Source organism: Bradyrhizobium sp. BRP19 (assembly GCF_020194195.1).
In the GTDB taxonomy this organism is placed as follows: Bacteria; Pseudomonadota; Alphaproteobacteria; order Rhizobiales; family Xanthobacteraceae; genus Bradyrhizobium; species Bradyrhizobium yuanmingense.
Map to the genome: position 1 here is coordinate 168,325 of NZ_JADYVZ010000007.1, position 24,345 is coordinate 192,669.

Consider the following 24,345-nt stretch of genomic DNA (forward strand, 5'->3'; position numbering starts at 1 on the left):
GGGAGGCGAATTGGCGCAGCCCTTAGCATGGCCCGACAGCGGTTTCGACCTCCAAAGGATCAATCGCTTAACGGGTGGGCAATTCGTCATGGCCGGGCTTGTCCCGGCCGTCCACGCCTTGCCCACCGGCGCAAAAGGACGTGGATGCCCGGGACAAGCCCGGGCATGACGACGCCATGCGTTTGCACCGCTGACGAAGTTAGCTGGCCTTTCCGCTCCAATCCCCCAGCACCGCTTGCACCAGCGCCAGGGCGGCGACCGCGGCGGTGTCCGCCCGCATGATGCGGGGGCCGAGCGCCAGCCGCAGGATTTTGGGCTGGCGCAGCAACAGCGCCCGCTCTTCCTCGGCAAAACCGCCCTCGGGGCCGATCAGCACGTCGATACCGCGTCCGACCTCGCGCGCGCCTTGCAGGCTCTGAATGGGATTCTGGACCTCCGCCGCCTCGTCGCAGAAGATCAGCAGGCGGTCGGCGGGCCGCTGGCTCAGGAAGCGCTCCAGCGGCACCGGCTCGGCCACGCTGGCGATGCTGAGGATGCCGCATTGTTCGGCCGCCTCGACCACATTGGCGCGCATCCGCTCGGTGTTCACCCGGGACGCCTGGGTGAACCGGGTCAGCACCGGCTGCAGGGCGGCGGCGCCCATCTCGATGGCCTTCTGCACCATGTAGTCCAGCCGGGCATGTTTGAGCGGGGCAAAGACGTAAGTGAGGTCGGCGAGATGGTCCTGGGGCCGGGTCTGCTGCAGGATCACGAGGCCGTCCGGCCGCTTGCGGCCCTCGATGGCGGCCTGCCACTCGCCATCCCTGCCGTTGAAGGCCAGGACCTCGGCCCCGGCCGCCAGCCGCAGCACATTGCCGAGATAGTTGCTCTGGTCGCGGTCGAGCGGCACCCTGGCGTCCTGGGCCAGGGTGGCATCGACGAACAGGCGGGGGGCGCGAAAATCGTGGGAAGGCATCGCTTGGGATCCGATTACCGGCCGTTCTTAACCGAAAGGCGCCATTTCGGGGGTAAATATTGCCGAACTGGTGCGTCCCAGCGCCGCGCTCTCGCCCTATTCCACGGGTTGTTAAGCGCCGGCGGGAATCGTAAAAACGCGAACACGCTGGTCGCGCTTCAATTGGGAAGCCCTGAACCCGTAAGCTCCTGCCGGAGAGACTATCTTGATGATCCGCCATTTGATGGTTCCGATCACTGCCGCCATGGTGGCCATGGGTGCTGCGGGCGCGTCTGCGCAAAGCGCGTTCCCGGCGCCGCTGCCCAACCAGCCTGCCGCCAATTCCCCATTTCCTCCGGTTAACGGTTCGGCACCCGCAGCTTCGCTCGGTGCGGCGCCGCAATCGTCCTTTCCCGTGAACGGTGCTGCCCCGATCGGTGGCGCCGGCGCCTTCAGCGCGGCTCCCCCGACGCAGGCCGGTCCCGGCGAGGACTGCATGAAGGCATTCATTCCGCTGCGCGAGGAAGCCGAGAAGCGCGGCAAGCTGATCAAGGCCGCGAGCGATCGTCGCGCGCAACCGGACGAGGCCTGCAAGCTGATCCGCAATTTCAGCCAGGCTGAAGTCAAGATGATCAAGTACATCGAGACCAATGCCGCCAAATGCGGAATCCCGCCCCAGATCGGTGCGCAGCTGAAGGAAGGTCACAAGAACACCGAGGCCATGGCGACGAAGGTCTGCAACGTCGCGCAACAGATGCAGAACCAGCCGCGCGGTCCGGCCGGTCCGTCGCTGAGCGAGGTGCTGGGCTCTGGCTCCGCGCCCGAGGCCAATGCCGGCAGGAAGGGTGGCAGCACCTTCGATACGCTCAACGGCAACGTCCTGACCCGATGAGCGATACATCCGCCCGCGTTGCCGATTCCACCGGCAACTGGGTCGATACGCTCGCGCCGCATTGGGCGCGGCCTTACCTGCGCCTGTCCCGCTTCGATCGCCCGATCGGCTCCTGGCTTCTCCTGATGCCATGCTGGTGGTCGGCGGCGCTGGCCGCCGGCATGGCGCATGACGTTCGCGGCCTGCCGCTCACCATCGTGCTGTTCTTCATCGGCGCTTTCGTCATGCGCGGGGCCGGCTGCACCTGGAACGACATCACCGATCGCGACCTCGACGGCAAGGTCGAGCGCACGCGCTCGCGGCCGCTGCCGTCGGGGCAGGTGACCACCAGGCAGGCGCTGGTCTTCATGGTCGCGCAGGCGCTGGTCGGTCTTGCGGTGCTGCTGCAGTTCAACCGCTTCGCGATTGCAACGGGCATCGCCTCACTCCTGATCGTCGCGATCTATCCCTTCATGAAGCGCATCACCTGGTGGCCGCAGATCGTGCTCGGGCTCGCCTTCTCCTGGGGCGCGTTGATGGGGTTTGCCGTCACCCTCGGCCGCATCGACGCCACCGCGCTCGTGCTCTATGCCGGCGCGATCTCCTGGGTGATCGGCTATGACACCATCTACGCGCATCAGGACACTGAGGACGACGCGTTGATCGGCATCAAGTCGACCGCGCGCCTGTTCGGCGCGCATACGCGCCAGGCGCTGGTCCTGTTCTACGGGCTCGCGGTGATGCTGATCGGCGTCGCGCTGGCATCCGGCGAAGCGCGCTGGCCGGCCTGGCTTGGGCTTGCCGCCTTCGCCGCGCATCTGGTGTGGCAGATCGTGCGGCTGCGCATCAACGATCCCGAGCTGTGCCTGCGCCTGTTCAAGTCGAACAAGCATGCGGGCCTGTTGCTGTTTGCGGGATTGCTCGCGGACGCGATGATGCGAGCGGCGTGACGCGAAAATGCGTAGGGTGGATTAGCGAAGCGTAATCCACCAACTTCTATCCGCGCGAAAAGCAAAGAGGTGGGTTACGCCCTTCGGGCTAACCCACCCTACGGCACCGTCAATTCCTCGCGATGATCTCGCGCTCGCCCTGATGAACCGGCAGCTCGCGCGCCATTGCGGTGCGCCGGCGCATCAAGAATTTCGGACGGCGGGCGCGGATCGCATTGGCGCGGCGGCGGCGCGGTGCGGGTTTGCGCGCGCCTTCGTCGAGCTGCGGCAGCGCAAAGATCTCGCTCCAGATCGCCCAGGCCTGCGCGATCTCGTCCGCGTCCGCGCTGATCAGTAGCGGGATGGACAGCGAAGGATCGCGATGCACGAGGACGAGCGTCTGCGTCTCGTCATTGCCGCGGAGCGCAACGCCGGTGAAGTCGGCGACGCGCACGTTGATCGCCATCTGCATGCCGCGCACGGCACGGCGCAGCACGACACGCTCGCGATGAAGCTCGATCTGCCTGACATGCCCGTCGGCGCGCGGATCATGCGCATCGAAGCGGACCGGAAGGGAAAGAGGGTCGAGCCGCAAGGAGCGGCTCGACCCGGCGGGGTGGGCCCCGCATGTTGCTGTTTGACGCCTCACGGCTTTGTTCTCCCCGCCAGGATTATGTTCCCGGTCGATGCGAGGACCTTAGCGCCGGGCGGTCCGAAACCGCTTAAAAAGGCTGGTTAACCCACCGTCACTCGCTCCTCATGATTGACAAGACCTTGGCGTGCATGATTGACGAGACGTTGCGCCGACGTCGCGAATCTGAGCTTTTGGCGGGCTGAAAATGCTTGAAGTCCGCGCTATCAGGGCACATCTGTGGGTTCCGGTCCCGAACCCCGCCCCAACAGGATTTCGTTCGTGAACTCTTCACCAAGCCCGACGCTTTCGCCTTCCGCCAATCGCGACCTGTTCGATCAGTCCGCGCTCTCCGATCTCGCGCAGCGGCTGGTCGAGGCGGCCAAGCGCGCCGGCGCGGATGCGGCCGACGCGGTCGCGGTGCGCGGCGTCTCGCAGGGCGTCGAGGTCCGCGACGGACGCGTCGAGGAATCCGAGCGGTCCGAGGGTGACGATGTCGGTCTGCGCGTGCTGGTCGGTCAGCGTCAGGCGGTGGTCTCCACCAACGACGTCAGCGGCGATGCCGTCACCAAGCTCGCCGAGCGTGCGGTTGCGATGGCGCGCGTCGCGCCCGACGACAAATATGTCGGCCTTGCCGATCCCGCGCTGCTCGCGCGCGACTTTCCCGATCTCGACCTGCTCGATCCCGCCGTGCCCACGACGACCGAGCTCGAGCGCCGCGCGCTCGCGGCCGAAGCTGCCGCGCTCGGCGTCAAGGGCGTGACCAAGTCCGGCGGCGCCTCGGCTTCCGCCGGCATCGGCGGCATGGTGCTCGTCACCTCGACCGGCTTCCACGGCTCCTATCTGCGCTCCAGCCAGGGCATCTCCGCCACCGCCATATCGGGCGAAGGCACCGGCATGGAGCGCGACTACGACTTCACCTCGGCGCCGCATGGCGCCGATCTGCTGTCGCCGGAGGTCGTCGGCCGCTCCGCCGGCGAGCGCACCGTGGCGCGCCACAATCCGCGCAAGGTCGAGACCTGCAAGGTCCCGGTGGTGTTCGATCCGCGCGTCGCCGGCTCGCTGGTCGGCCATCTCGTCGGCGCCATCAACGGCGCCTCGATCGCGCGCAAGACCAGCTTCCTGAAGGACAAGCTCGGCCAGCAGCTGTTTGCGAAGAACATCCGCATCATCGACGATCCCCTGCGCAAGCGCGGGCTGCGCTCGCAGACCTTCGATGCCGAAGGCGTCGCGGTGAAGCGGACCGCGCTGGTCGACGACGGCGTGTTGACGACTTGGCTGCTCGACTGTGCCACCGCGCGCGAGCTCGGCCTCACCACCACCGGTCACGCCCATCGCGGCGTGTCCTCCTCGCCTTCGCCGGGGCCGTACAATCTGCATCTCGAGCCCGGCTCTGCAACGCCGGCCGAGCTGATCGCCGACATCAAGCAGGGCTTCTACGTCACCGACCTGATCGGCTCCGGCGTCAACGGCGTCACCGGCGATTACAGCCGCGGCGCCTCCGGCTTCTGGATCGAGAACGGCGAGATCACCTATCCCGTCAGCGAGGTGACGATCGCCGGCCATCTGTTCGAGATCTTCAGGTCGATGCAGCCTGCGAACAATCTCGAATTCCGCTACGGCATCAATGCGCCGACGGTGCGCATCGAGGGTTTGACGCTTGGCGGACGCTGACGCGCATTCTCTCGACCACACCCTCCTGACCCGCGACGCGGCGCTGCTGAAGGACACGGTGCGGGAGGCGGGCGCGCTGGCGCAGTCGATGTTCCGCACCGAGCTGAGGAAGTGGACCAAGGGCGCGTCCTCGCCGGTGTCGGAGGCCGACATCGCCGTCAACGATCTGCTCGAATCGCGCCTGCGTGCCGCAACGCCCGAATATGGCTGGCTGTCCGAGGAGAGCGCCGACGATGCGGCGCGGCTGTCGCGGCGGCTGACCTGGATCGTCGATCCCATCGACGGCACGCGCAATTATCTCGGCGGCCATGACGAATGGTGCGTCAGCGTGGCGCTGGTGGCGGACGCTTCGCCGGTGCTCGCCGCCGTATTCGCCCCGGCCAGCGACGAATTCTTCTTCGCGGTGCGCGGCAAGGGCACGACGCTCAACGACAAGCCGGTGCGCGCGACAGGCGGATCCGAACTCGACTTCGCCCGCGTCGCCGGCCCGAAGCCGCTGGTCGAGCGGCTGAAGCCGTCACTCGGCGAGATCAAGCTGCACCGGCGGATCGGCTCGCTGGCGCTGCGGCTGTGCCGGGTCGCCGATGGCGCGCTGGATGCGGCATTTGCGGGCGGCAACAGCCATGATTGGGATCTTGCGGCGGCCGATTTGATCGTGCAGGAAGCGGATGGTAGGATGAGCGACCTCTCCGGAGAACCCATCCTCTATAACCGCCGGGAAGTGGCGCACGGGGTGCTGGTGGCAGCGGGACGCGAACGTCATGCGGGCATTGTCGCGCATTTTCGCAACCGTCCGATAGCCTAAGGCGCATTCGTGGTGCTTCTCGAACACTGCTTTGCCGGGCAGCCCCTTAGGAACAGAACTCATGCCAGATAGCGCCCCGCAACAACTGCTCCACCTCGTCATCGGCGGCGAGCTCGTCGATCTCGAGCACAACACCTTCAAGAATCTGGACGAGGTCGACATCGTCGGTCTGTATCCGAACTATGCCAGCGCCCACGCCGCCTGGCGGGCCAAGGCGCAGAGCACGGTCGACAATGCGCAGATGCGCTACTTCATCGTCCACCTGCATCGGCTGCTCGATCCGAATCAAGAACCGGCGCGTTGAAGAAACTGCTTCGCAATACGCTGCGAAGCAGCTGGTTTCAGCGTGCCGTCGGGGTCCTGGCGGCCGAATATCTGCGTCTGGTCTGGCGGACCAACACCTTCACCTTCGATCCGCCCGACGTCTACGAGCGCGTCGAGCCGCAGCTCCCTGCGATCTTCGCGTTCTGGCACGGCCAGCATTTCCTGACGCCCTTCATCAAGAACCAGAACAAGGCCTCCTATCGGGCCAAGGTGCTGATCTCCCGGCACCGCGACGGCGAGTTCAATGCGATCGCCGCCGAGCGGCTCGGGATCGGCACCATCCGCGGTTCCGGCGACCATGGCGGCGCGTTCCACCGCAAAGGTGGCGTCGGCGCCTTCAAGGAAATGGTGCGGACGCTCCAGGCCGGTTGTAATGTCGCGTTGACCGCCGATGTCCCCAAGCGCTCGCGCGTGGTCGGGCTCGGCATTATCATGCTGGCACGGGAATCGGGACGGCCGATCATGCCTTTCGCGATGGCGACCAGCCGCTTCGTCCGGCTCAAGAACTGGGATCGCACCACCATCAATTTGCCATTCGGGCGGGGCGCTTTGGTCGGCATCAAGGAAATCCACGTTCCCGCAGATGCCGACGCCGCCATGATGGAGACGTTGCGACAGGAGCTGGAAGACACGTTGAACGAGGCGACCCGGCGCGCCTATGCGCAGCTCGGCCGCCCGGGACCGGAAGATGCCTAAGTCGCTGCCCATTGCGCTGCCGATCACGCTGCGGATGTATCGGCGCCTGGCTGCCGGCCTGGTGCCACTCGCGCCTGCGCTGATCAAGCGGCGGCTGAAGCAGGGCAAGGAGGATCCCGCCCGCGTCGGCGAGCGGCGCGGCCTGTCCGCCGACGTGCGGCCGCACGGCCCGTTGGTCTGGATTCATGGTGCCAGCGTCGGCGAGGTCCTGGCGGCGGCCGCCCTGATCGAGCGCCTGCGCGATCTCAATCTGCGCATCCTGCTCACCTCGGGCACGGTCACCTCGGCCGCGGTCGTCGCAAAACGCTTTCCCCCCGACGTCATCCATCAATACGTGCCGTATGACTCGCCGCGCTACGTCGCGCGCTTCCTCGATCATTGGAAGCCGTCGCTGGCGCTGTTCATTGAATCCGATTTGTGGCCGAACCTGATCCTCGCCGGCGCCGCGCGGCGCGTGCCGATGGTGCTGATCAACGGGCGGATGTCGCCGCGTTCGTTCCCGCGCTGGCGCCGCATGCACGGCACCATCTCGGCGCTGCTGTCGCGGTTCGACATCTGTCTTGCACAGTCGAAGACCGATGCCGAGCGCTTTGCCGCGCTCGGCGGCCGCGACGTCGCGACGACGGGCAATCTCAAGCTCGACGTGCCCGCGCCGCCGGCCGACCCCGCCAAGCTCGAGCGGTTGATGGCGATGACGCGGGGGCGTCCGATCATCGTCGCCGCCTCGACCCATCCGGGCGAGGACGAGATGCTGGTCGCGGCGCATCGCAGCCTGGTCGGCTTCTTCCCGCAGCTTCTCACCGTGATCGTGCCGCGGCACCCGGATCGCGGCTCATCGATAGCAGGCCTCGTCACGGCGTCGGGCCTGAAACCGGCCCTGCGCTCGCGCGAGGAGCTGCCGACCGCGACGACCGACGTCTATGTCGCCGACACCATGGGCGAGCTCGGCCTGTTCTATCGGCTCTCGGGAATCGTGTTCATGGGCGGATCGCTGATCCACCATGGCGGGCAGAACCCGATCGAGGCGATCAAGCTGGGCGCCGCGATCGTCCACGGTCCGCACGTGTTCAACTTCGCCGACGTCTATGAAGCGCTCGATACCAGCGGCGGGGCGCGGCAAGCCGACACGCAGGAGGCGCTCGTCAAGCAGCTCGGCCAGTTGCTGGCCGATCCCACCATGCGCGACAAGATGCAGCGCGCAGGCACCGGCGTGGTCGAGCAGCTCGGCGGTGCGCTCGATCGCACCATGACCGCGCTCGAGCCGTATCTGCTGCAGTTGCGGATCGAGATGGGGGCCGCCAATGCGTGAGCCGGCCTTTTGGTACCGGCCACGCTCCCTTCAATCGTACGCGCTATGGCCGCTCGGTGCGCTTTACGGCGCGATCACTGCACGGCGCATGCTGCGCCAGGGCGTGGACGCCGGCATCCCCGTGATCTGTGTCGGCAACTACCATGTCGGCGGTGCCGGCAAGACGCCGACGGTGCTGGTGTTGACCAAGCTCTTGCGCGAGCTCGGCGAGACGCCGGTCGTGCTCAGCCGCGGCTATGGCGGGCGCCTGAAGGGGCCGGTGATGGTCGACCGCGAGCGTCACGATGCGTCCGACGTCGGCGACGAACCCATGATGATGGCGCGCGACGTCCCGGTCGTGGTCGCGCGCGACCGCCTCGACGGCGTCGCGCTGGCGAAATCGCAAGGCGCCACCGTGATCCTGATGGATGACGGCTTCCAGAATCCGCGCCTGTTCAAGGACGCCTCGCTGATCGTGATCGACGGCGAGCGCGGCCTTGGCAACGGCGCGGTGTTTCCCGCAGGGCCCCTGCGCGCACCGCTCGCGGTGCAGCTCGCGCGCACCGATGCGCTGGTGCTGATCGGCGACGGCAATGCCGCCAACGATGTCGCGGCGGAGATCGCGAAGCGGAACAAGCCCGAGCTGCGTGCGCGCCTGATGCCGGATGCGGCCTCGCTCGCGCAGCTGCTCGGCAAGCGGGTGTTCGCCTTCGCCGGCATCGGCGATCCCGAGCGTTTCTTCCGTACCCTGCGTGCGAGCGGGATCGACGTCGTTCGCACGCGCGCCTTCGCCGACCACCACATGTTTTCGGAAGGCGAGATCGCAGCGCTCGCAGCGGAGGCGCAGCGCGAGCAGCTCACGCTGGTGACCACGGAAAAGGATCTTGCACGTTTGCGCGGCCGCGCAGGCGTGCCTGACGGCATCGTGCCGTTCGCCGTTCAGCTCGAGTTCGATGACCTGGCGAAGCTGCGGCAATTGATCAGCGATCATCTATACAGAGCGCGCGAGCGAAGGTTCAGTGCGCGCTGATCGCGCAACGTGAGGCAACGTCTCTGCCCTGGTCGCGAAACGTGTCGTATTCGCCGCCGGGAAGCTGATCTGCGGATCCAAAGCGCAGCCGCCGCCGTCGGACGACGCGGCGGCTGTACTCATGTCGAAGTCGGAATCATGTCTGCAACGAGCCATGCTCACCACGCGCCGGCGGCCATCAATCCGATGATGGTGAGGCACGACATGCAGGCGACGACGACGGTGTAGCATTCGGGTGTATTCATTGCCGTCTCCCAAACTGTTGCCAATTGCTTGGTCACTGCTACGCGGGAGTGATCGCCGGTCTTGGAGCCGCTTCAATTCGGCAGGCCGAGACCGGTCTTGCGGTGCGGGTCCGTTCTCTCATCGTCACTCAGCGTCGCGGGATAATGATCCGCTGTGACAGCTTCAGCGCGCTCAGCTGCGATCAGAAGCTGTTTGCGCATCTCAGCGAGACGGGCGCGGCAATATTCACGATAGAGCAGGTCGAAAATGGCGGGCATGATCACCCCCATCGCTTGATTGTCGATTTGCAGATATTCCACCGCGAATTTTCAAGGTGATCGTCGCCCGTCAGATGGCTCTTCGATATGAGCCCGTTCACAGACCGCGCCAATTCCAACGCTCGATGGCTGTTTGGTTGACCGGATCGTCTGTGCGATAAAAAAGAACAGGGTCAATTACCTAACGTGCACTATAGCAGTGCTTTGTTTCAGCAGAACTTCATCAAACAACTCTAGGGCGCGGAATTGCAACAAAGAATCCAACCACAGGGCGAAACGACTCACCCACGGCTGCAAGGAATGTAGAACGCAAGCGATTGGCATGGCAGAATCCATTTTTCTGTCGGCGACCTCAGCTCGGGAAGCAGGCTCGCGCGGTCAGCGTGATCGGAGACAGGTTGATGATCTGCGGAAACTCGAATGAATAGCTCGCGCTGACCTGGTTGCCGCATGCGGCCGTGGCAAAGGTGAATGTCCCCGGGGGGAGCGTGAGGCCGTAGGCCTGCTGGGCAGCGTAGGTCGTGATCGCGCTGCTGCTCGGGCAGAGCGTGTTGTTGACGCTCGCGCAGCGCGCGGCCATTTCGCTGCCATGCTGGATTCCGAGCTGAGTCCAGAACAGCAGCCCGCATTCGATGATCCCGAATATGAACAGGAAGAACACGGGAGCGGTCAGCGCAAATTCCAGCGCTGTGGTGCCGCGCGTGTCCCGCCATAATGCGGTGAGCTTCACTGCAGCCTCGTGGTGGACTGAGCGGTGTATGTGTAGGTAGCCGCCACGATCTGATAGTCGATGATCGTATAGTACGTCGCTTGCGCCGAGACCGTCGTATATGTCCCGGCCGGCGCACCGCCGGTGCAGACCGTTCCGCAGCTGGTGGCGCTCACGCCCGCACTCGTCGGACATCCGCAGAACTGGACCGGCGGAGGTGAAGCGGTAATGTTCGTCGCGCTGGTGGCACTTGCGACGGCGTTCGCGATGCCGCTCGTGTCGAAGCCGCGCGCAATCGCGTACTGGGCTCCCGCTTGCGCGGCATTTTCGACCTGCATCTTGCGATAGAGGGCAAGCCCGATGTCCGTGACCGAGACGACCATCAGGGACAGCAGGGGAACCAGGATGGCGAATTCGGCTGCCGCGACGCCCCGTTGATCGCCGGCAGCGATTCGCACATGCCGCGCCAGAGAACCAAGCCATCGACGGCCAAGCTTAAATGAGAAACTCTGGATCTGCATCGCTCCAAACCTCATTCGACGAGCTGCGCGGTCTGCGAACCGATCGTCGCGGTGCCGAGCGCGGTGCAATTGACCTGCAGGTTCGACGTGCCGCTGAACGTCAGCGTATCCGCGATGATCTTGGTGCAGGATGTGCTGGTGCCGTTGCCGCCGCTGAAGCTGAGATTGGCCTTTGGCAGGTAGATGGCACCGCCGAAATTCTGCGTAGCACCGCCGGTGAGATTGAAATTGGTCCCGGCCGGCATGTTGCGGTCGCCGTACATGACGATGCCCTTCGTTGGGCCGCTGGTCGGCCCGGTCAGGTCGACGCTCGCGTTGCTGCCGATCGAGGCGGTGCCCCAGTCGCTTCCGGAGCCCGTGAACACCAGGGTGACGCCGCTGCCGGTGATGGTGGCATTTCCGGCGACGCTCAAGCTGGCGCCATCAAGATAGTAGATGCCGGGATTGAGGTTCAGGACTGCGCCGGCGTTGACCGTGATGCTGCCCATGTAGCAGCCGGGGTCGAGCGAGTTTGTCTTTCCGTTGGCGTTGACCGTGATCTTGGCATTGCTGCAACTCGGCCGCATCGGGGGAGTGACGTCGGCGTAGGGATCGGCGACGGGCGTGATGTGCGTCTTGATTCCGTTGGTCGCCGTGATGCTGCTCGCGCCGGAGACGTCGCCAACCACGCCGACCTGGTTCGCCGCGACCGAGGCGCTGCCGGCGACGTTGAGCGAGGGGCTTGCGCTCGAGTTGCTGTAGAGATTGCACTTGATCAGGTTGAGCTGGTTGCCGCCGCTGACGTTGACAGCGGGGCTTGCGCTCCTGTTGAGCGCAAGGACGCAGCCCGTCCCGGAATTGGGCAGCGCGACCGAGCGCGCGGTGATTGGTACGCGATCCGAGCCGAACAAGGCGGACAGCAGCCGACGCTGCGGTTGACTGACGATGACTTCGATGGCCTGTGCGTTCGAGGCCTGACTGCCTGTTTTGGGTGGCTGGTTCACCGTGACAGTGACGTCGTTCGCGCCGTCGGTGTAACCATAATTTGCCGCGACCGCCTTGGCTTCGGACCGGGGGTCGCCGCCTGCACTGGCAGCCGTCGCAGCGCTGACCGCGCCGGAATCGGCAACGCTCTGCATGTTCTTGTGCTTGTAGTACCACCAGCCCACTTCCGTTCCGAGGCCGGCGGTGCCGACCAGGACCGGCATGAGCAGCGCAGAAATGAGCACGTAGCTGCCCTGCTCGTCGCGGATGAACCGTTCGAGCAAGTGATCCTTTGCGCTCGAAGGTACACCGAACGAACGGCTGAAAATTCTCCGGAGGTCCATGCTTCCTGCCCGCTTGCCACTTTATCCCGAGGCAATGTGGTGCGGGCCGGCTTAAATGGGCCCCAATGGAAGCCTGACAATTTTAGATATCGGCGAACATTCAGCCGGCATTCATGGCCGCAATCTTATGGAATGAAGCCGCGTCCAGGAGAAGTCAGATGGAATTGCACTCTGCAATTGTTACCGCCAGCATTATAGGTCTGCCGGTTTTACCCGCCTTACGAGAGTTGCGAGAGCCGAAGGATCACGGCTGCTTCAGCGCGCCGGGAAAATGCCGCTGCAGCACCGCGGTGGGCGTGGCATAGGCCTCCTGCAGATCGACGCTCCAGTACTTCAGCTCGTCAAGCGGGATGCGGACGTCGGTGATCGCGCAGCGCACGAAGGTCCCCGGCGAGATCACGCGGAAATCGCCGTCGAGATATTGCACCTGCGCTTCGCCATGGCCCGAGGGGCCGAACTTGTTCAGCACGGTCGAAAGTCTCCGTGGGGGCCTCTCCAGGAACGCCGTGGAAGGCACGATGTGTTGGACGGGATGTAGCATAGATGGGGTGGCTTGTCCGCCCGTTAAACCCACCGGTTCGTGATGATTTGCCGCCGTTTTCGCATGATAAGGCTTCGGTCGAAGGGGCGCCGGTTCCGGCAGCTCCTGCCGCAGAGTCCGATGCGCCTTCGCCTCGCCGCTTTGTTCCTGACGCTGCTGATGTCGGCCGCGCACGCCGCCCCGGCGCCGCAGCCGGTCGAGATTCCGCTCGCCTCCGGGGTGCTCCATGCGCAGCTCTACAAGCCCGCGGGCGAGGGGCCGTTCCCGGCCGTGATCGCGCTGCACGGCTGCGGTGGGCTGGGTAGCCATTCCGATCCCGTGCTGCCGCGCTATCGCGATTGGGCTGAACGCCTGCTCAAGGCCGGCAATGCCGTGCTGCTGCCCGACAGCTACGGCTCGCGCGAGCTCGGCCCGCAATGCCGCGTCAAGGAGATGCACGTCAAGGCGCGGCGCGAACGCGTCGCCGATATCGCGGCCGCGCGCGCCTGGCTGATGCAGCAGCCTTTCGTGGCGCGGGACCGTGTCAGCCTGATCGGCTGGGCCAATGGTGCGAGCGCGCTGCTCTGGGCCGTGCGTCCGCAGAGCGCGGGGCGCGATCACGGTCCGGACTTCCGCGCCGCGATTGCGTTCTATCCGGATTGCCGGATCTCGGCGGGCCTCGGCTGGAGCACGCGGGTGCCGACGCTGGTCTTGATCGGCGCCGATGACGAGGTGTCGTCGCCGCCGGCCTGCCGCCAGATGGTGGACGGCGCGCGCGGCCGCAGCGCGCTGGCGCGCATCGTGGTCTATCCCGGCGCCGATCACGATTTCGACCGCGCCAGCACGCCGCTGCACGCCGCCGCTGCGCCCGAGCACGGGGATGCCGAGGCCCGCGCCGCCTCGCAGAAGGACGTCGCGCAATGGCTGGCGCGGTGAGGGTGGTGCCGCCGCGCATGACCGCGCCATCATTCGACCACGATGTCGATTAAACGCATCTCACATGCGTAACCGCATCACGCTCTTCGCGACCGCCCTGGTCGTCTTCACCGTCGCGATCCTGCTGTTCGAGGCCCACGCCGGCCCCCACCGCGCGCCGGACCATTGCGGCTTCTGGACCACGATCGAGGCGGGATTGACGTGTCGGTAGGGGCACGCTATCTCCACACACTGGCTGTCATCGCCCGGCTTGACCGGGCGATCCAGTACGCCGAGACGGCTGTGGTTTAATCGATAAGCTGCGGCGTACTGGATTCCCCGCCTGCGCGGGGAATGACACCGATGGTGGAGCGTTCGCTAGCCGCCCCTCAGAACAAGCTGCCCTGATCCACCGGCTTGACCAACCGCCTCGGCGCCGGCTTGGTCTCCGCCGCCGGCTTGGGCTGCGCCGGCGCGCGCCTCTCCGCGGGCGCCGCACGATCCGCATCCGCCGTCGCGCCGACGCGGCCGTCCGCGAACTCGATCTCGACCCGCGCGCCGGGGCCGATCGCATCAGCCGCATGCACGGGATGGCCGGCCTCGTCGCGCACCAGCGCAAAGCCGCGCGCGAGCACGCTGCGATAGGACAGCGCGGAGAGCAGCTTGCCGCTGTTCTCGACCCGCGCCTCGAGCCGGTGCAGCAGCGTGACAAGCGCGCGCTCTGCCCGCTCAGTCAGACGATGCGTGCGCTCGCGCTGGCGGGCAATCGCGTTGCGCTGCGCCTGCGCATTCGCAAGCTTTGAGGCGCGCAGGCGCACCTGCAAGCCCGCAAAGCGGTCGCGCCGCTGCCGCAGCAGCGAGCGCGTGGAGAGACCAAGCCGCTCGCCGCACACGGTGAGGCGATGATCGGCCTGCGAGATCTGGCCGTGCAGCACCCGCAGCGTCAGTTTCGAGCTTGCGGCCGTGAACCTGCGGAAATGCGCATGCGTGTTGGCCTTGAGGCAGCGGGGCAGGGATGCGCCCGCCGAATCCAGCCGCTGCCGCGGGATCGCCAGGAGATCGCCAGCCGCCGGCAGCGCGCGCGCCGCGGCGCGCAGCTCGCTGCGGCGGCTCTCCTGGGCGCGTTGCCAATAGGCGCGGGTGCGCCGGCCGAGATCGCCTACCTCGACGAACAAGTCGCTGCGCACGGGCACCGCCATCTCGGCCGCCGCCGTCGGCGTCGGCGCGCGCTTGTCGGCGACGAAGTCGATCAGCGTGATGTCGGTCTCGTGCCCCACCGCCGAGATCAGCGGGATCATGCTCTCGGCCGCCGCCCGCACCACGATCTCCTCGTTGAACGACCAGAGGTCCTCCAGCGAGCCGCCGCCGCGCGCGACGATGAGCACGTCGGGCCGCGGAATCCGGCCGCCCTCGGAGAGCGCGTTGAAGCCGCGGATCGCGGCCGCGACCTGCTCGGCCGAGCCGTCGCCCTGCACCTTGACCGGCCACACCAGCACGCGGCGGGGAAAACGGTCCTCCAGCCGATGCAGGATGTCGCGGATGACGGCGCCGGTCGGCGAGGTCACGACGCCGATCACCTCCGGCAGCCAGGGCAGCAGCTGCTTGCGCGCCTCGTCGAACAGGCCTTCGGCGGCGAGCTTCTTCTTGCGCTCCTCCATCAGCGCCATCAGCGCGCCGATGCCGGCCGGCTCCAGCGCCTCGATCACGATCTGGTATTTCGAGGAGCCCGGATAGGTCGTCAGCTTGCCGGTGGCGATGACCTCGAGCCCCTCCTGGGGCTTGAAGCGCATCCGGCTATGCACGCCCTTCCAGATCACCGCCTCGATCTTGGCGCTCTCGTCCTTCAGCGCGAAATAGCAATGGCCGGAGGAATGGGCCCCGCGGAAGCCGGAGATCTCGCCGCGGACGCGGACATGGCCGAACGCGTCCTCGACCGTCCGCTTCAGGGACAGGGACAGTTCGGAGACGGTGAATTCAGGCGCGTTGAGCAGTTGTTCCGCAGGCGGCATAGCAAACGATTCGGCATTTCGGGGTCAGGCCCGACGTTAAGGATTTTCGCGCCGCAGCGCCAATCGATTCGGTAGACCCAAGGAACCGCAGCTTGGAAGGTAACTTGACTCGACCTAAATTTCATATATGAAATTTACAAATCATATATAAATCAGAGGAAGCGGCCCTATGGCTGTGGTCACCGATCCCGACGACCCGCGCGGACGCATGTTCGGGCAGTACCAGCTCAAGCCGAATAGTGGGGTCAATCCGCCCTATTCGCCGGCTTATCCGGTGGAATGGGGCTGCACCTTGCGGACCGTCGAGATCATGACCCGTGTCGCGCCCGGCAAGGTCGCGACCTTGCTCGCAGAGACGCCGTTCGAGATCGCCAGCGACCGCGTGGCGTTCCGCTTCATGCGTTCGCCTGGCCATTCTCTCGCCGTGCATGCGGGCGAGATGTTCGATCTGATGATCTCGGTGCCCGTGCGCTACAAGGGGCTGTTCACCGAGACGCATATCTTCATGTATTGCAGCGATCCCATGGGGATCTGCGCCGGGCGCGAGGTGTTCGGCTACACCAAGAAGGATGCGCATTACTCGTTCCACGAGCATGCCGATGGATCGATCACTGGATGGGTCCGCCGCCGCGGCATTCCGCTCGCCGATTTCGCCTTCACGCCGGATCCGTCTGCGCCGGTCGTCCGCATCGTCGACGGCGACGAGCTGCCGGCCGGCGAGATCCATGTGCGCCGTCTGCCGCATCCCGAGCGGCTCGGCACGGCCTATGCGGACATCGCCTATCGCCGCACGCCGTTGAAATATTCCAAGCCGGTGCCGGGCCGTGCCGCGATGACGCTGCACGCCAGCGCCTACGATCCGATTGCCGAGCTCGAGCCGGAGATCCTCGGCGCGCATTTCATGGTGTCGGACGTCTATGGCGGCGGATTCGAGGTCGAGGATCGCAGGCTCATCGAGCGCCTCACACCCTGAACAACAAGATCAGCCTGCGTGCGATGTACATGCGGGCGACGAAAATTGGGAAGAAACACGCATAAGGCAAAGGAGGGTCTGCCCATGGCAGCACGATTTCGAGTGAGCCGCCGCCGGCTGCTGGCTGGCGCCGGCGGATTGGCGTTGGGCATGACGGGGCTCGGTGCACGGGCGCAAGAAGCAAAGCCGCTCCGCATCGGCGTGCTGACTGATATGTCCAGCCTCTATGCCGATGTCACCGGACCGGGCTCGCTGTTGGCTGCAAAGATGGCGGTCGAGGATTTCCAGGCATCGTCTCCCAGGATGACCCGGCCGGTCGAGATCATCAGCGGCGACCACATGAACAAGGCTGATCTCGGCGCCAATATCGCGCGCGAGTGGATCGACCGGCAAGGCGTCGATGTCATCGTCGATGCGCCGAACTCGGCCGTCGCCCTCGCGGTGCGCAACGTCGTGCAGCAGAACAACAAGACGCTGTTGGTCTCCGGCGCCTCGTCGTCGGACCTGACCGGCAAGTCCTGCTCGCCCAATCTCGTGCACTGGACCTACGACACCTACGCGCTCTCGTCGGGGGTCGCGCGCGCCGTCGTCGAGAGCGGCGGCAAGAGCTGGTTCCTGCTCACGGCCGACTATGCCTTCGGCCATGCCATGGAAGGCGACATTAAGAGCGTCGTGCAGAAATTCGGCGGCAAGGTTCTCGGCGGCGTCCGCACGCCGATCAACACGCAGGATTTCTCATCCTTCCTGTTGCAGGCGCAGTCTTCGAAGGCGGAAATCATCGCATTGATCAACGCCGGCGGCGACACCATCAACTCCATCAAGCAGGCCGTCGAATTCGGGATTCCGCAAGGCGGCCAGCGCGTGGTGGCGACCGTGCTGTATCTCAGCGACGTGCATTCGCTCGGCTTGAAGATTGCGCAGGGGCTGCAGTTCACCGAAGCTTTCTATTGGGATCTGAATGACGATACGCGTGCCTGGACCAAGCGATTCGCGCCGCGCAACAACGGCCGCTATCCGACCGCGCTGCATGCGGGTGCCTACGCCACGACGCTGCATTATCTGAAGGCCGTTGATGCGCTTGGCGCCTCCAGTGACGGCAAGGCGGTGGTCGAACAGATGAAGAAGCTGCCGACCGACGATCCTCTTTTCGGCAAGGGTAGCGTGCGCGCCGACGGTCGCAAGCTGCACAACATGTATCTGTTCGAGGTGAAGACCCCCAGCGATTCCAAATATTCCTGGGACTATTACAAGCTGGTCAAGACCATCGCGCCGTCCGAGGCCTGGCGGCCTGTGGCGGATGGCGGCTGCGAGTTCCTGAAGTCGTGAGTGGCGCGGATCGGCCGGTCGCGCTGGTCACGGGCGGCGGGGGCGATATCGGGCGCGCCATTGCGCTAAAGTTGGCGCAGATGAGCGCTGCGGTCGCGATCGTCGACCGCGACGAAGCGGCTGCACGCGCCACCGCACAGCTGGTCGAGAAGGCCGGGGCAAGGGCGCTCGCCATCCGCGCGGATGTCTCCCTCGCTCAGGATACGATCGCATTCGTAGAGGCGACCGAAGCACGTCTGGGGCCGATCGGCATCTTCGCCAACAACGCGGGCATCGAGGGCGTCGTCGCTCCTCTTCACGAATATCCCGACGAAACGTTCGATCAATTGCTGCAGGTGAACGTCAAGGGCGTTTTTCTCGGCCTCAAGCACGTGATCGCCAGGATGATGCAACGCGGGACGGGCGCGATCATCAACACCGCATCGACGTCCGCGATCCGCGGACGTGCAGGGCTCGCAGGCTACGTCGCCTCCAAGCACGCCGTGCTCGGACTGACGCGCACGGCAGCGCTCGATGTCGCCGGAACGAAGATCAGGGTCAACGCCGTTCTGCCCGGTCCGGTCGAGTCGCGCATGATTCGGGAGTTGGAAGGCCAGGCGCGCGAGGGCGCCATCACAATGCGTCGAAATGCTGCGAGCGCGCACGGACGACCGCAGGACGTCGCGAACATCGTTGCCTTCCTCGCATCCGACGAGGCTGCTCACGTGAACGGCGCGGCCTGGATCGTCGATGCCGGCATGACCGCCGGTTAGAGCGTGAGCGTCCATTTTGAAATGCCCGTGTTTGCCATCGTATCCGCAAAATGCTCGGCGTCGCCGTAGTGAACATCCGGCAAGCCTTCAAAGCGCGTCGCGAGCCCGTCTCGTACGTTGCGTTTGCCTTCGAAGCGGGAGCCCCAAGGCTTGCTTCCCCTCGGCATCTCCAAGATACAATCGTCAGCAAAGAACTCCATGATGGAATCCAAGTCGTGCGCGTTGAACGCTTCACCCGGCGCCGTCAATTTCCATCGGATGTCCATCCTTCCCTCCATCGAGTTCTCGGAAGGGATACAATAACATAAGGGCACACAGGTGAGTTGAAGGGCCGATTAGACGTTTGGTCGATGTCGCCTTCGGGTCATCAGCGCCGTTTGGAAGCTCGGCCGGTCGCTCCCGCTCTGTCCCAACCAACGTGTACGCCGCCTGAACCTCGCCTAAGGGCCACAAGCGGCGGTCGAAGTGAGCACGGCCCCCGCGTCCGATCTACCGTGCATGTGAGCCAACAGCTGTGAGGCCGATGAAGTGCTGGCGCTTTCGCTCTGACGCACGACTATTTTAATATCCGAGCAAGTGAGAGCGGCCCAAAGCCGCCCTCACTCGCCACTGCCGATCTTTGATGCCGGCGGTTGATCAGCTAGCTCAACGCTCAGTCTTGTCGATGTCGGCCCTGGTTTTCTTCACCGTATCAGCAACTCTCTCAGTACGTTCGGCCGCTTCTTTGCGTACCACCAGTTCTTCACCGGCTCGAGTCTCCTTCTGGACTACGGGCTCCTCATGCAGCTCTCGCACCTCGTACTCCCGTTCCGTTGGTTGCCCTGTCGCAGCTCCCGTAGCTGGACGGCGCTCGATGACAGTTCGCTCATCGCGCAGTTGTACGTCCTTTTGTACAGGCTCCTCGACTACGTAAGTTCTTATATGCTTGACGGTTTCGGTGGCCCGTTTGCCCACCTTCAATTCTTCTTCCGGGAGAGGGATAACCTTCTCGGGTTCGTGGCCTTGAGAGTCATACCCTTCTTGCCTCACCGAGGGTCCTGACACTCCGCTTCCGACCGCTGTCGAGCCGCCCCCATTTTCTTCGTGGATCTCGACCGGATTGTACTCCTGCAGCACACCTTCGATGCGTTCGAGATCGGCCATGGTGGGAGCATCCACTAGCACCGACAATGCGGTGCCGCCCCTTTCCATGTGGCTTTCATACAGGCGGCGCTCGTCTGCCGGTACATCGCTTCCAAACAGCCAGTCCCAGAAACTTCCTCCATCCGAGCTTTCGCTTGCTCTTTCGCTGCTTGACTGTGATGGCTGATTGCTCAGCCTCACATGATCTGCTGGAACGCCTGAACCGACCACAGCACGGTACGCTTCCTCTGCATCGTTACGAGAGTTGTATACTGCTACCACGCATTGTCCTTGCATGTTTGCCTCCTCTATGGACATGCGCCCAACGCCAGAGACAACGCATCGTTCTTAATTTTTTTTCGCAAGGTTTGCGAAGCGCTCGCTATAGACGGGGCTGCCGGGCAACGACGCGAGCTTGGAGCTACCGCTCTTAGATTTGGACCGGCGGCGATGCGAGCATACTGTCGCGACAGGCTGCAAATCAGCTTATCGAACACTCACCTCGTCCTTAGTCCGACAAAACCCGGAGCGATTGCGTAACCATCCATGCCGCGAATGAAGCCACGGTCGCCAAAGACGATCGTTTGGAGCCGCTCGTCCGCGCGCGACCACCTTCCTGATCATCTGCCAGAGATGATGCATGATCAGGTCGCCTGCTTCAACGAACGAGGGACAAAGCGCTGAAGCGACGCCTTTCGGTGAGCTGACGAACTTGGTTGTTCGAGCTGAAGTCGATTTCTCGGGTCGTTGTTGTCATCGACGGGCGACTTGCGCCGACACTGTTGGATTCACGGCCCCGGCTTGCCCTGCAAAGAACGCGGCCAAGGCGCCCAGTAACAATGCCACTGCCGCGAACAATGCACCTTGTGAGACGCGCTTGGCAGCTGTATCCGCCGCCTGCTTTGCCTGCTCCTTCGTCTTGGCTACCGCTTCCTTATATTGCTGTTGGTACTGACTGATCTGCGCCTTTGCTTCGTCTTGAGATATATTCTGAGCCTTGGCTAGAGCCTCGGCCGCCTTGTCGTTAGCCGCTGCCTGCTGAGAAGCGTCACCCGTTAGCGCCGCGCGGACGGCTGTGGCCGCGGCATCACGAAGCGCGGCGGGATCTTGCCCTCCCGAGGCGCCTTTAACTTTGCTTTCGATGGCAGCCATCGGGTCGCTAACATTGTTCAGCGTAGGCGCTGCCGCTTGAACTGCCGTTTGGACCGACCCTCCCAGCGCTTTGCCCGCTCCGCCCAAAGCGGAAGATGCTGTGCTGAGAGCGCCACCAGCCAAGCCGGAAGCGGCGGAAGAAAGCAGATACATCACCGCCAGCGTTGAGACTGCCCATGACATTAATCCATGATAAGCCGTCGTTGAAGCAGACGCCTTGCCAGAAAGCCGACCGGCTATGTAGCCGCCCAGTGCCGCAGCCAGAATGCCGGAAACTATAAACCAGATACCTGCACCAACCGACATCGAGCTTGCGCTGGGCGTGCTACCTTCCCCAACGTCTACCGTGGATAAACCCACGCCAAGGCCGATCATGTTTAGAATAATCTGCATCACAAGCGCGATGGCTGCACCCGCGAAAACCGCGCCCCACGCAACCTGATTCAACATGATTGTGCGAATTTCGTCGGCGGGAACGACATCGCTCGTCTGAGGGGGCGTGCGGTGGCTTGAATGAACCATTTCGGGAGAGTTGGCCATGACGTTGATCCTTGAAGTCTGTTTGATGCCGCAACTTGCTTTTGCGTCCGACGTTCCTAAAATCGCAGACCTCAACTGCAAGCCCTTGCAGCACGGCCACTCAAATGCCCGCTAGCGTGCACCTCCGAACTGTCCCTCCGCCGAGTTCGAGCAGAGCGGCTCTCCGACTGGGGAAGTGAAGGCACAAGACTGCCCTGCTTCATTCACCTCCCAATGAGCGAAGCCGACCGTAGCAGGCAGGCGCAAATGTCCGCTCTGGTCAAAAGAGCCGGCTCGAACGACCCTGCGTCACTTCCGTTGTCCCCCCGATCAGCTGACCATATCTGAACCAAACCGAACTTCGCCATCGGGTCACAAGCTGCCGATCACGCCCAAAGGTCCGAGCTTCCGCTTTACTGGTAAGCCGACGTTTATGCGTCCACGTCCTAGGAAACGCCGCCGATCTTCTCGGATACGATCCTGGCCGCGCTGCGCAGCTCCGCGGCGATGGCGCTGGCTTCCGCGGCGGGGATTTGATCCTGCCTCACCAGCGGGACGGTCATCGCGGCCACTGCCCGGCCGGAGGCTTCGATGATCGGGCAGCTATAGGCAAGGATGCGCGTATAGCCATCGTCATTGGAGAAGTTTCCACCCTCCGAGGAAATGCGGTCGAGCGCCGCAAGCGCCTTCTTGGTGCTGATCCGGTCATTGGTCGCGATGACCTGCGCCAGCTCCTGGCGCCGGCCCTCGAGCTGAAAGGCCGCCAGAACCTTCGCCGACGCGTATTGCTGGGTGAGCGGAAACACCGCGCCGACCTTGACCGACCAGCCCATCAACCATTCCGGCTCGATCCGGGCGATCACCATGAACTGCTCGCCGTGCAGCACCGTCAGGTGGCAGGACAGTTGGACGCGCGAGGCGAGCTGCTCCATCACCGGCAGCGCCGCCTTCAGCAGCCGCTCGGTCGGCGGGAATTGCGAAGCGATCCGGAACAGCTTCAGCGTCAACGTGTATTCGCCGGTCGCGGGGTCGCGCGCGACATAGCCCCGGCGCTCCAGCGCCACCAGCATCCGGAAGATCTCGCTGACGGAGCGCCCGACGCGTTCGGCGAGTTGCTTCTGGCTCATCCCGCGTGCAGCGCCCGCCAGCGCCTCCAGAAGGTCCAGCCCTTTCTCCAGGGCGGGCGCGCCCGCTTGCGGCTTCTCAGTCATTCTTTGGGCCTTGTTGGATCAGCGCCCGCGAGCACACGGGGGAAATGCAATTCCCGTGTAGCCGATCGCTTGCATGGCGAAAAGTCGATCGCCAGCAAAGCGCCTGGAATGATCGAGCACATCGAATGGCGGGGAGTTCGCGCCGTTTCCTCTTGAGCCCCACCCCGATTCATGCGACCTCCGCCCCCAGCAAAACCCCTTATCCTGAGCCTTCGATGCACATTCTCCTGCTTGGTTCCGGCGGCCGCGAACATGCCCTGGCGTGGAAGATCGCAGCCTCTCCCCTGGTGACCAAATTCTGGTGCGCGCCCGGCAATGCCGGCATCGCCAGGGAGGCGGAGTGCGTGGCGCTCGATGTCGCCGACCATGCCGCCGTGATCGACTTCTGCAAAAAGAACGCGGTCGCGCTCGTGGTGGTCGGGCCGGAGACGCCGCTGGCGGCCGGCATCGTCGATGATCTCACCAAAGCCGGCATCAAGGCGTTCGGGCCGAGCAGGGTGGCGGCCCAGCTCGAAAGCTCCAAGGGGTTCACCAAAGCGCTGTGCACCGAGTTCGGCATTCCCACCGGCGCCTACAAGCGGTTCACCAATGCCAATGACGCGCGCGCCTATGTGCAGAGCCAGGGCGCGCCGATCGTGGTCAAGGCCGACGGCCTTGCCGCCGGCAAGGGCGTCGTCGTTGCGAAAACCGTGCGCGAGGCCGAGGACGCCATCGCCATGATGTTCGAGGGCGCCTTTGGCGAAGCCGGCGCGGAGGTCGTGATCGAGGAGTTTCTGCCGGGCCGCGAGATCAGCTTCTTCGCGCTGTGCGACGGCGACACCGCGATTCCGCTGGCCTCCGCCCAGGACCACAAGCGCGTGTTCGACCACGATGTCGGCCCGAACACCGGCGGCATGGGCGCTTATTCGCCGACGCCGCTGGTGACGCCTGCCGTCCACGACGCGATCATGGCCAAAATCATCCTGCCGACGGTGGCAGGCATGAAGCAGCGCGGCACGCCGTTCCGCGGCGTGCTCTATGCCGGGATCATGCTGACGACGCAGGGCCCAAAACTGTTCGAGTTCAACGTCCGCTTCGGCGATCCCGAGTGCCAGGTGCTGATGCTGCGCATGATGAGCGACATCGTGCCGGCGCTGCTCGCCGCCTGCGACGGGGAGCTGAAGCATTTCGACCTGCGCTGGCACAAGGAATCCGCGCTGACCGTGGTGATGGCGGCGAAGGGCTATCCCGGCGACTACCAGAAGGGCACGCGCATCGGCGGGCTGGAAGAGGCTGCCAAGGTCGACAATGTCGAGATCTTCCACGCCGGCACGGTGGCCAAGGACGGCGCGGTCCTCGCCAATGGCGGCCGCGTGCTCAATGTCTGCGCGCTAGGGGCGACCGTGACGGAAGCGCAGGCGCGCGCCTATCAAGCCGTCGACCGCATCGACTGGCCGGACGGCTTCTGCCGCCGCGACATCGGCTGGCAGGCGGTGGAGGCGGAAAAGGCCAAAAATTAGCGTGTCATTGCGGACGGCGCCCCCAAACGCGCCGGTCCGGAATCGCGACGTTCGCGTCACCGCGCCGCCACATCTACACTCCAGAATATGCAATCGTCAGTTGGGGTTAGTTGCCCCGACGATAA

General features: G+C 64.7%; 26 protein-coding genes. 14 read left to right on the forward strand and 12 right to left on the reverse strand.

All coding sequences use genetic code 11. The annotated features are described in order from the left end of the window. Positions 1-199 precede the first annotated feature (199 nt). Complete coding sequence (locus I6F36_RS22385) at positions 200-955, reverse strand: 16S rRNA (uracil(1498)-N(3))-methyltransferase (protein WP_225150963.1); 756 nt, start codon at positions 953-955, stop codon at positions 200-202. A 208-nt stretch (positions 956-1,163) separates the two neighbouring features. On the opposite strand from I6F36_RS22385, the gene I6F36_RS22390 reads away from it, so the two are divergent. Next, a complete protein-coding gene (locus tag I6F36_RS22390) occupies positions 1,164-1,826 on the forward strand; it encodes a hypothetical protein (protein WP_036014267.1) in 663 nt (220 codons plus the stop codon). Beyond that, the gene (gene ubiA / locus I6F36_RS22395) at positions 1,823-2,755 is read left to right on the forward strand and encodes a 4-hydroxybenzoate octaprenyltransferase (protein WP_225172169.1); all 933 of its coding nucleotides are present in this window, start codon (positions 1,823-1,825) and stop codon (positions 2,753-2,755) included. Before I6F36_RS22390 ends, ubiA begins: the two co-directional genes overlap by 4 nt. A gap of 109 nt (positions 2,756-2,864) precedes the next feature. Here ubiA and I6F36_RS22400 read toward each other — a convergent pair whose 3' ends face one another. Then, positions 2,865-3,383 (reverse strand): DUF6101 family protein, encoded by a 519-nt coding sequence (locus I6F36_RS22400; RefSeq protein ID WP_225113345.1) that lies wholly within the window; start codon positions 3,381-3,383, stop codon positions 2,865-2,867. Between the two features lie 264 nt (positions 3,384-3,647). Here I6F36_RS22400 and I6F36_RS22405 point away from each other — a divergent pair, with 264 nt between their 5' ends. The 6 genes from I6F36_RS22405 to lpxK all read left to right on the forward strand — a co-directional run bounded on the left by I6F36_RS22405 (position 3,648) and on the right by lpxK (position 9,182). Next, positions 3,648-5,039 (forward strand): TldD/PmbA family protein, encoded by a 1,392-nt coding sequence (locus tag I6F36_RS22405; RefSeq protein WP_225172170.1) that lies wholly within the window; start codon positions 3,648-3,650, stop codon positions 5,037-5,039. Continuing rightward, positions 5,026-5,844 (forward strand): 3'(2'),5'-bisphosphate nucleotidase CysQ, encoded by an 819-nt coding sequence (locus tag I6F36_RS22410; protein WP_036009209.1) that lies wholly within the window; start codon positions 5,026-5,028, stop codon positions 5,842-5,844. The genes I6F36_RS22405 and I6F36_RS22410 overlap by 14 nt, the downstream gene beginning before the upstream one ends. A 61-nt stretch (positions 5,845-5,905) precedes the next feature. Beyond that, complete coding sequence (locus I6F36_RS22415) at positions 5,906-6,148, forward strand: DUF4170 domain-containing protein (protein WP_036039955.1); 243 nt, start codon at positions 5,906-5,908, stop codon at positions 6,146-6,148. Next, positions 6,145-6,864, forward strand: a complete 720-nt coding sequence (locus I6F36_RS22420; protein WP_036039958.1) for a lysophospholipid acyltransferase family protein — start codon at positions 6,145-6,147, stop codon at positions 6,862-6,864. Before I6F36_RS22415 ends, I6F36_RS22420 begins: the two co-directional genes overlap by 4 nt. After that, positions 6,827-8,173 carry a 3-deoxy-D-manno-octulosonic acid transferase gene (locus I6F36_RS22425; RefSeq protein WP_225172171.1) on the forward strand — a complete coding sequence of 449 codons (1,347 nt, stop codon included), beginning with the start codon at positions 6,827-6,829 and terminating at the stop codon, positions 8,171-8,173. The genes I6F36_RS22420 and I6F36_RS22425 overlap by 38 nt, the downstream gene beginning before the upstream one ends. Continuing rightward, entirely contained in the window at positions 8,166-9,182 is a 1,017-nt protein-coding gene (gene lpxK / locus I6F36_RS22430) for a tetraacyldisaccharide 4'-kinase (RefSeq protein ID WP_225133910.1), read from the forward strand. Before I6F36_RS22425 ends, lpxK begins: the two co-directional genes overlap by 8 nt. A 317-nt stretch (positions 9,183-9,499) precedes the next feature. Here lpxK and I6F36_RS22435 read toward each other — a convergent pair whose 3' ends face one another. From I6F36_RS22435 to I6F36_RS22455, 5 genes are all read right to left on the reverse strand, one after another. Further along, entirely contained in the window at positions 9,500-9,727 is a 228-nt protein-coding gene (locus I6F36_RS22435; RefSeq protein WP_225150970.1) for a hypothetical protein, read from the reverse strand. Positions 9,728-10,037: 310 nt separating this feature from the next. Continuing rightward, positions 10,038-10,415, reverse strand: coding sequence for a TadE/TadG family type IV pilus assembly protein (locus I6F36_RS22440; protein ID WP_225113339.1), 378 nt, complete (start codon positions 10,413-10,415; stop codon positions 10,038-10,040). After that, positions 10,412-10,852 carry a TadE/TadG family type IV pilus assembly protein gene (locus I6F36_RS22445; RefSeq protein WP_036027076.1) on the reverse strand — a complete coding sequence of 147 codons (441 nt, stop codon included), beginning with the start codon at positions 10,850-10,852 and terminating at the stop codon, positions 10,412-10,414. Before I6F36_RS22445 ends, I6F36_RS22440 begins: the two co-directional genes overlap by 4 nt. Before the next feature lie 74 nt (positions 10,853-10,926). Further along, positions 10,927-12,162: a TadE/TadG family type IV pilus assembly protein gene (locus tag I6F36_RS22450; protein ID WP_225157339.1), complete on the reverse strand. Its 1,236-nt coding sequence runs from the start codon at positions 12,160-12,162 to the stop codon at positions 10,927-10,929. Positions 12,163-12,466: 304 nt separating this feature from the next. After that, positions 12,467-12,691: a DUF2093 domain-containing protein gene (locus I6F36_RS22455; RefSeq protein ID WP_036009228.1), complete on the reverse strand. Its 225-nt coding sequence runs from the start codon at positions 12,689-12,691 to the stop codon at positions 12,467-12,469. A 192-nt stretch (positions 12,692-12,883) separates the two neighbouring features. On the opposite strand from I6F36_RS22455, the gene I6F36_RS22460 reads away from it, so the two are divergent. Further along, complete coding sequence (locus I6F36_RS22460; protein WP_192893353.1) at positions 12,884-13,678, forward strand: dienelactone hydrolase family protein; 795 nt, start codon at positions 12,884-12,886, stop codon at positions 13,676-13,678. Positions 13,679-13,742: 64 nt separating this feature from the next. After that, positions 13,743-13,889 (forward strand): hypothetical protein, encoded by a 147-nt coding sequence (locus I6F36_RS22465; RefSeq protein WP_225172172.1) that lies wholly within the window; start codon positions 13,743-13,745, stop codon positions 13,887-13,889. A 157-nt stretch (positions 13,890-14,046) separates the two neighbouring features. On the opposite strand, the gene xseA is transcribed toward I6F36_RS22465, so the two are convergent. Further along, positions 14,047-15,666, reverse strand: coding sequence for an exodeoxyribonuclease VII large subunit (gene xseA / locus I6F36_RS22470; RefSeq protein WP_225172173.1), 1,620 nt, complete (start codon positions 15,664-15,666; stop codon positions 14,047-14,049). A gap of 169 nt (positions 15,667-15,835) precedes the next feature. Here xseA and I6F36_RS22475 point away from each other — a divergent pair, with 169 nt between their 5' ends. From I6F36_RS22475 to I6F36_RS22485, 3 genes are all read left to right on the forward strand, one after another. Continuing rightward, positions 15,836-16,639 (forward strand): acetoacetate decarboxylase family protein, encoded by an 804-nt coding sequence (locus I6F36_RS22475; protein ID WP_225172174.1) that lies wholly within the window; start codon positions 15,836-15,838, stop codon positions 16,637-16,639. A gap of 150 nt (positions 16,640-16,789) precedes the next feature. After that, positions 16,790-17,965 (forward strand): ABC transporter substrate-binding protein, encoded by a 1,176-nt coding sequence (locus I6F36_RS22480; RefSeq protein WP_225172235.1) that lies wholly within the window; start codon positions 16,790-16,792, stop codon positions 17,963-17,965. Next, positions 17,962-18,717, forward strand: a complete 756-nt coding sequence (locus tag I6F36_RS22485) for an SDR family NAD(P)-dependent oxidoreductase (protein WP_225172175.1) — start codon at positions 17,962-17,964, stop codon at positions 18,715-18,717. Before I6F36_RS22480 ends, I6F36_RS22485 begins: the two co-directional genes overlap by 4 nt. Here I6F36_RS22485 and I6F36_RS22490 read toward each other — a convergent pair. The 4 genes from I6F36_RS22490 to I6F36_RS22505 all read right to left on the reverse strand — a co-directional run bounded on the left by I6F36_RS22490 (position 18,714) and on the right by I6F36_RS22505 (position 22,721). After that, positions 18,714-18,983 (reverse strand): nuclear transport factor 2 family protein, encoded by a 270-nt coding sequence (locus I6F36_RS22490; protein ID WP_081492967.1) that lies wholly within the window; start codon positions 18,981-18,983, stop codon positions 18,714-18,716. The two genes, I6F36_RS22485 and I6F36_RS22490, sit on opposite strands and share 4 nt — an antisense overlap. 379 nt (positions 18,984-19,362) lie before the next feature. Beyond that, positions 19,363-20,136 (reverse strand): YsnF/AvaK domain-containing protein, encoded by a 774-nt coding sequence (locus I6F36_RS22495; protein ID WP_157786013.1) that lies wholly within the window; start codon positions 20,134-20,136, stop codon positions 19,363-19,365. Between the two features lie 456 nt (positions 20,137-20,592). Then, entirely contained in the window at positions 20,593-21,531 is a 939-nt protein-coding gene (locus I6F36_RS22500; RefSeq protein ID WP_225172176.1) for a PhnA-like protein, read from the reverse strand. 425 nt (positions 21,532-21,956) lie between these two features. Further along, positions 21,957-22,721 (reverse strand): IclR family transcriptional regulator, encoded by a 765-nt coding sequence (locus I6F36_RS22505; RefSeq protein ID WP_225157345.1) that lies wholly within the window; start codon positions 22,719-22,721, stop codon positions 21,957-21,959. 215 nt (positions 22,722-22,936) lie between these two features. On the opposite strand from I6F36_RS22505, the gene purD reads away from it, so the two are divergent. Beyond that, complete coding sequence (gene purD, locus I6F36_RS22510) at positions 22,937-24,220, forward strand: phosphoribosylamine--glycine ligase (protein ID WP_225172177.1); 1,284 nt, start codon at positions 22,937-22,939, stop codon at positions 24,218-24,220. Positions 24,221-24,345 lie beyond the last annotated feature (125 nt).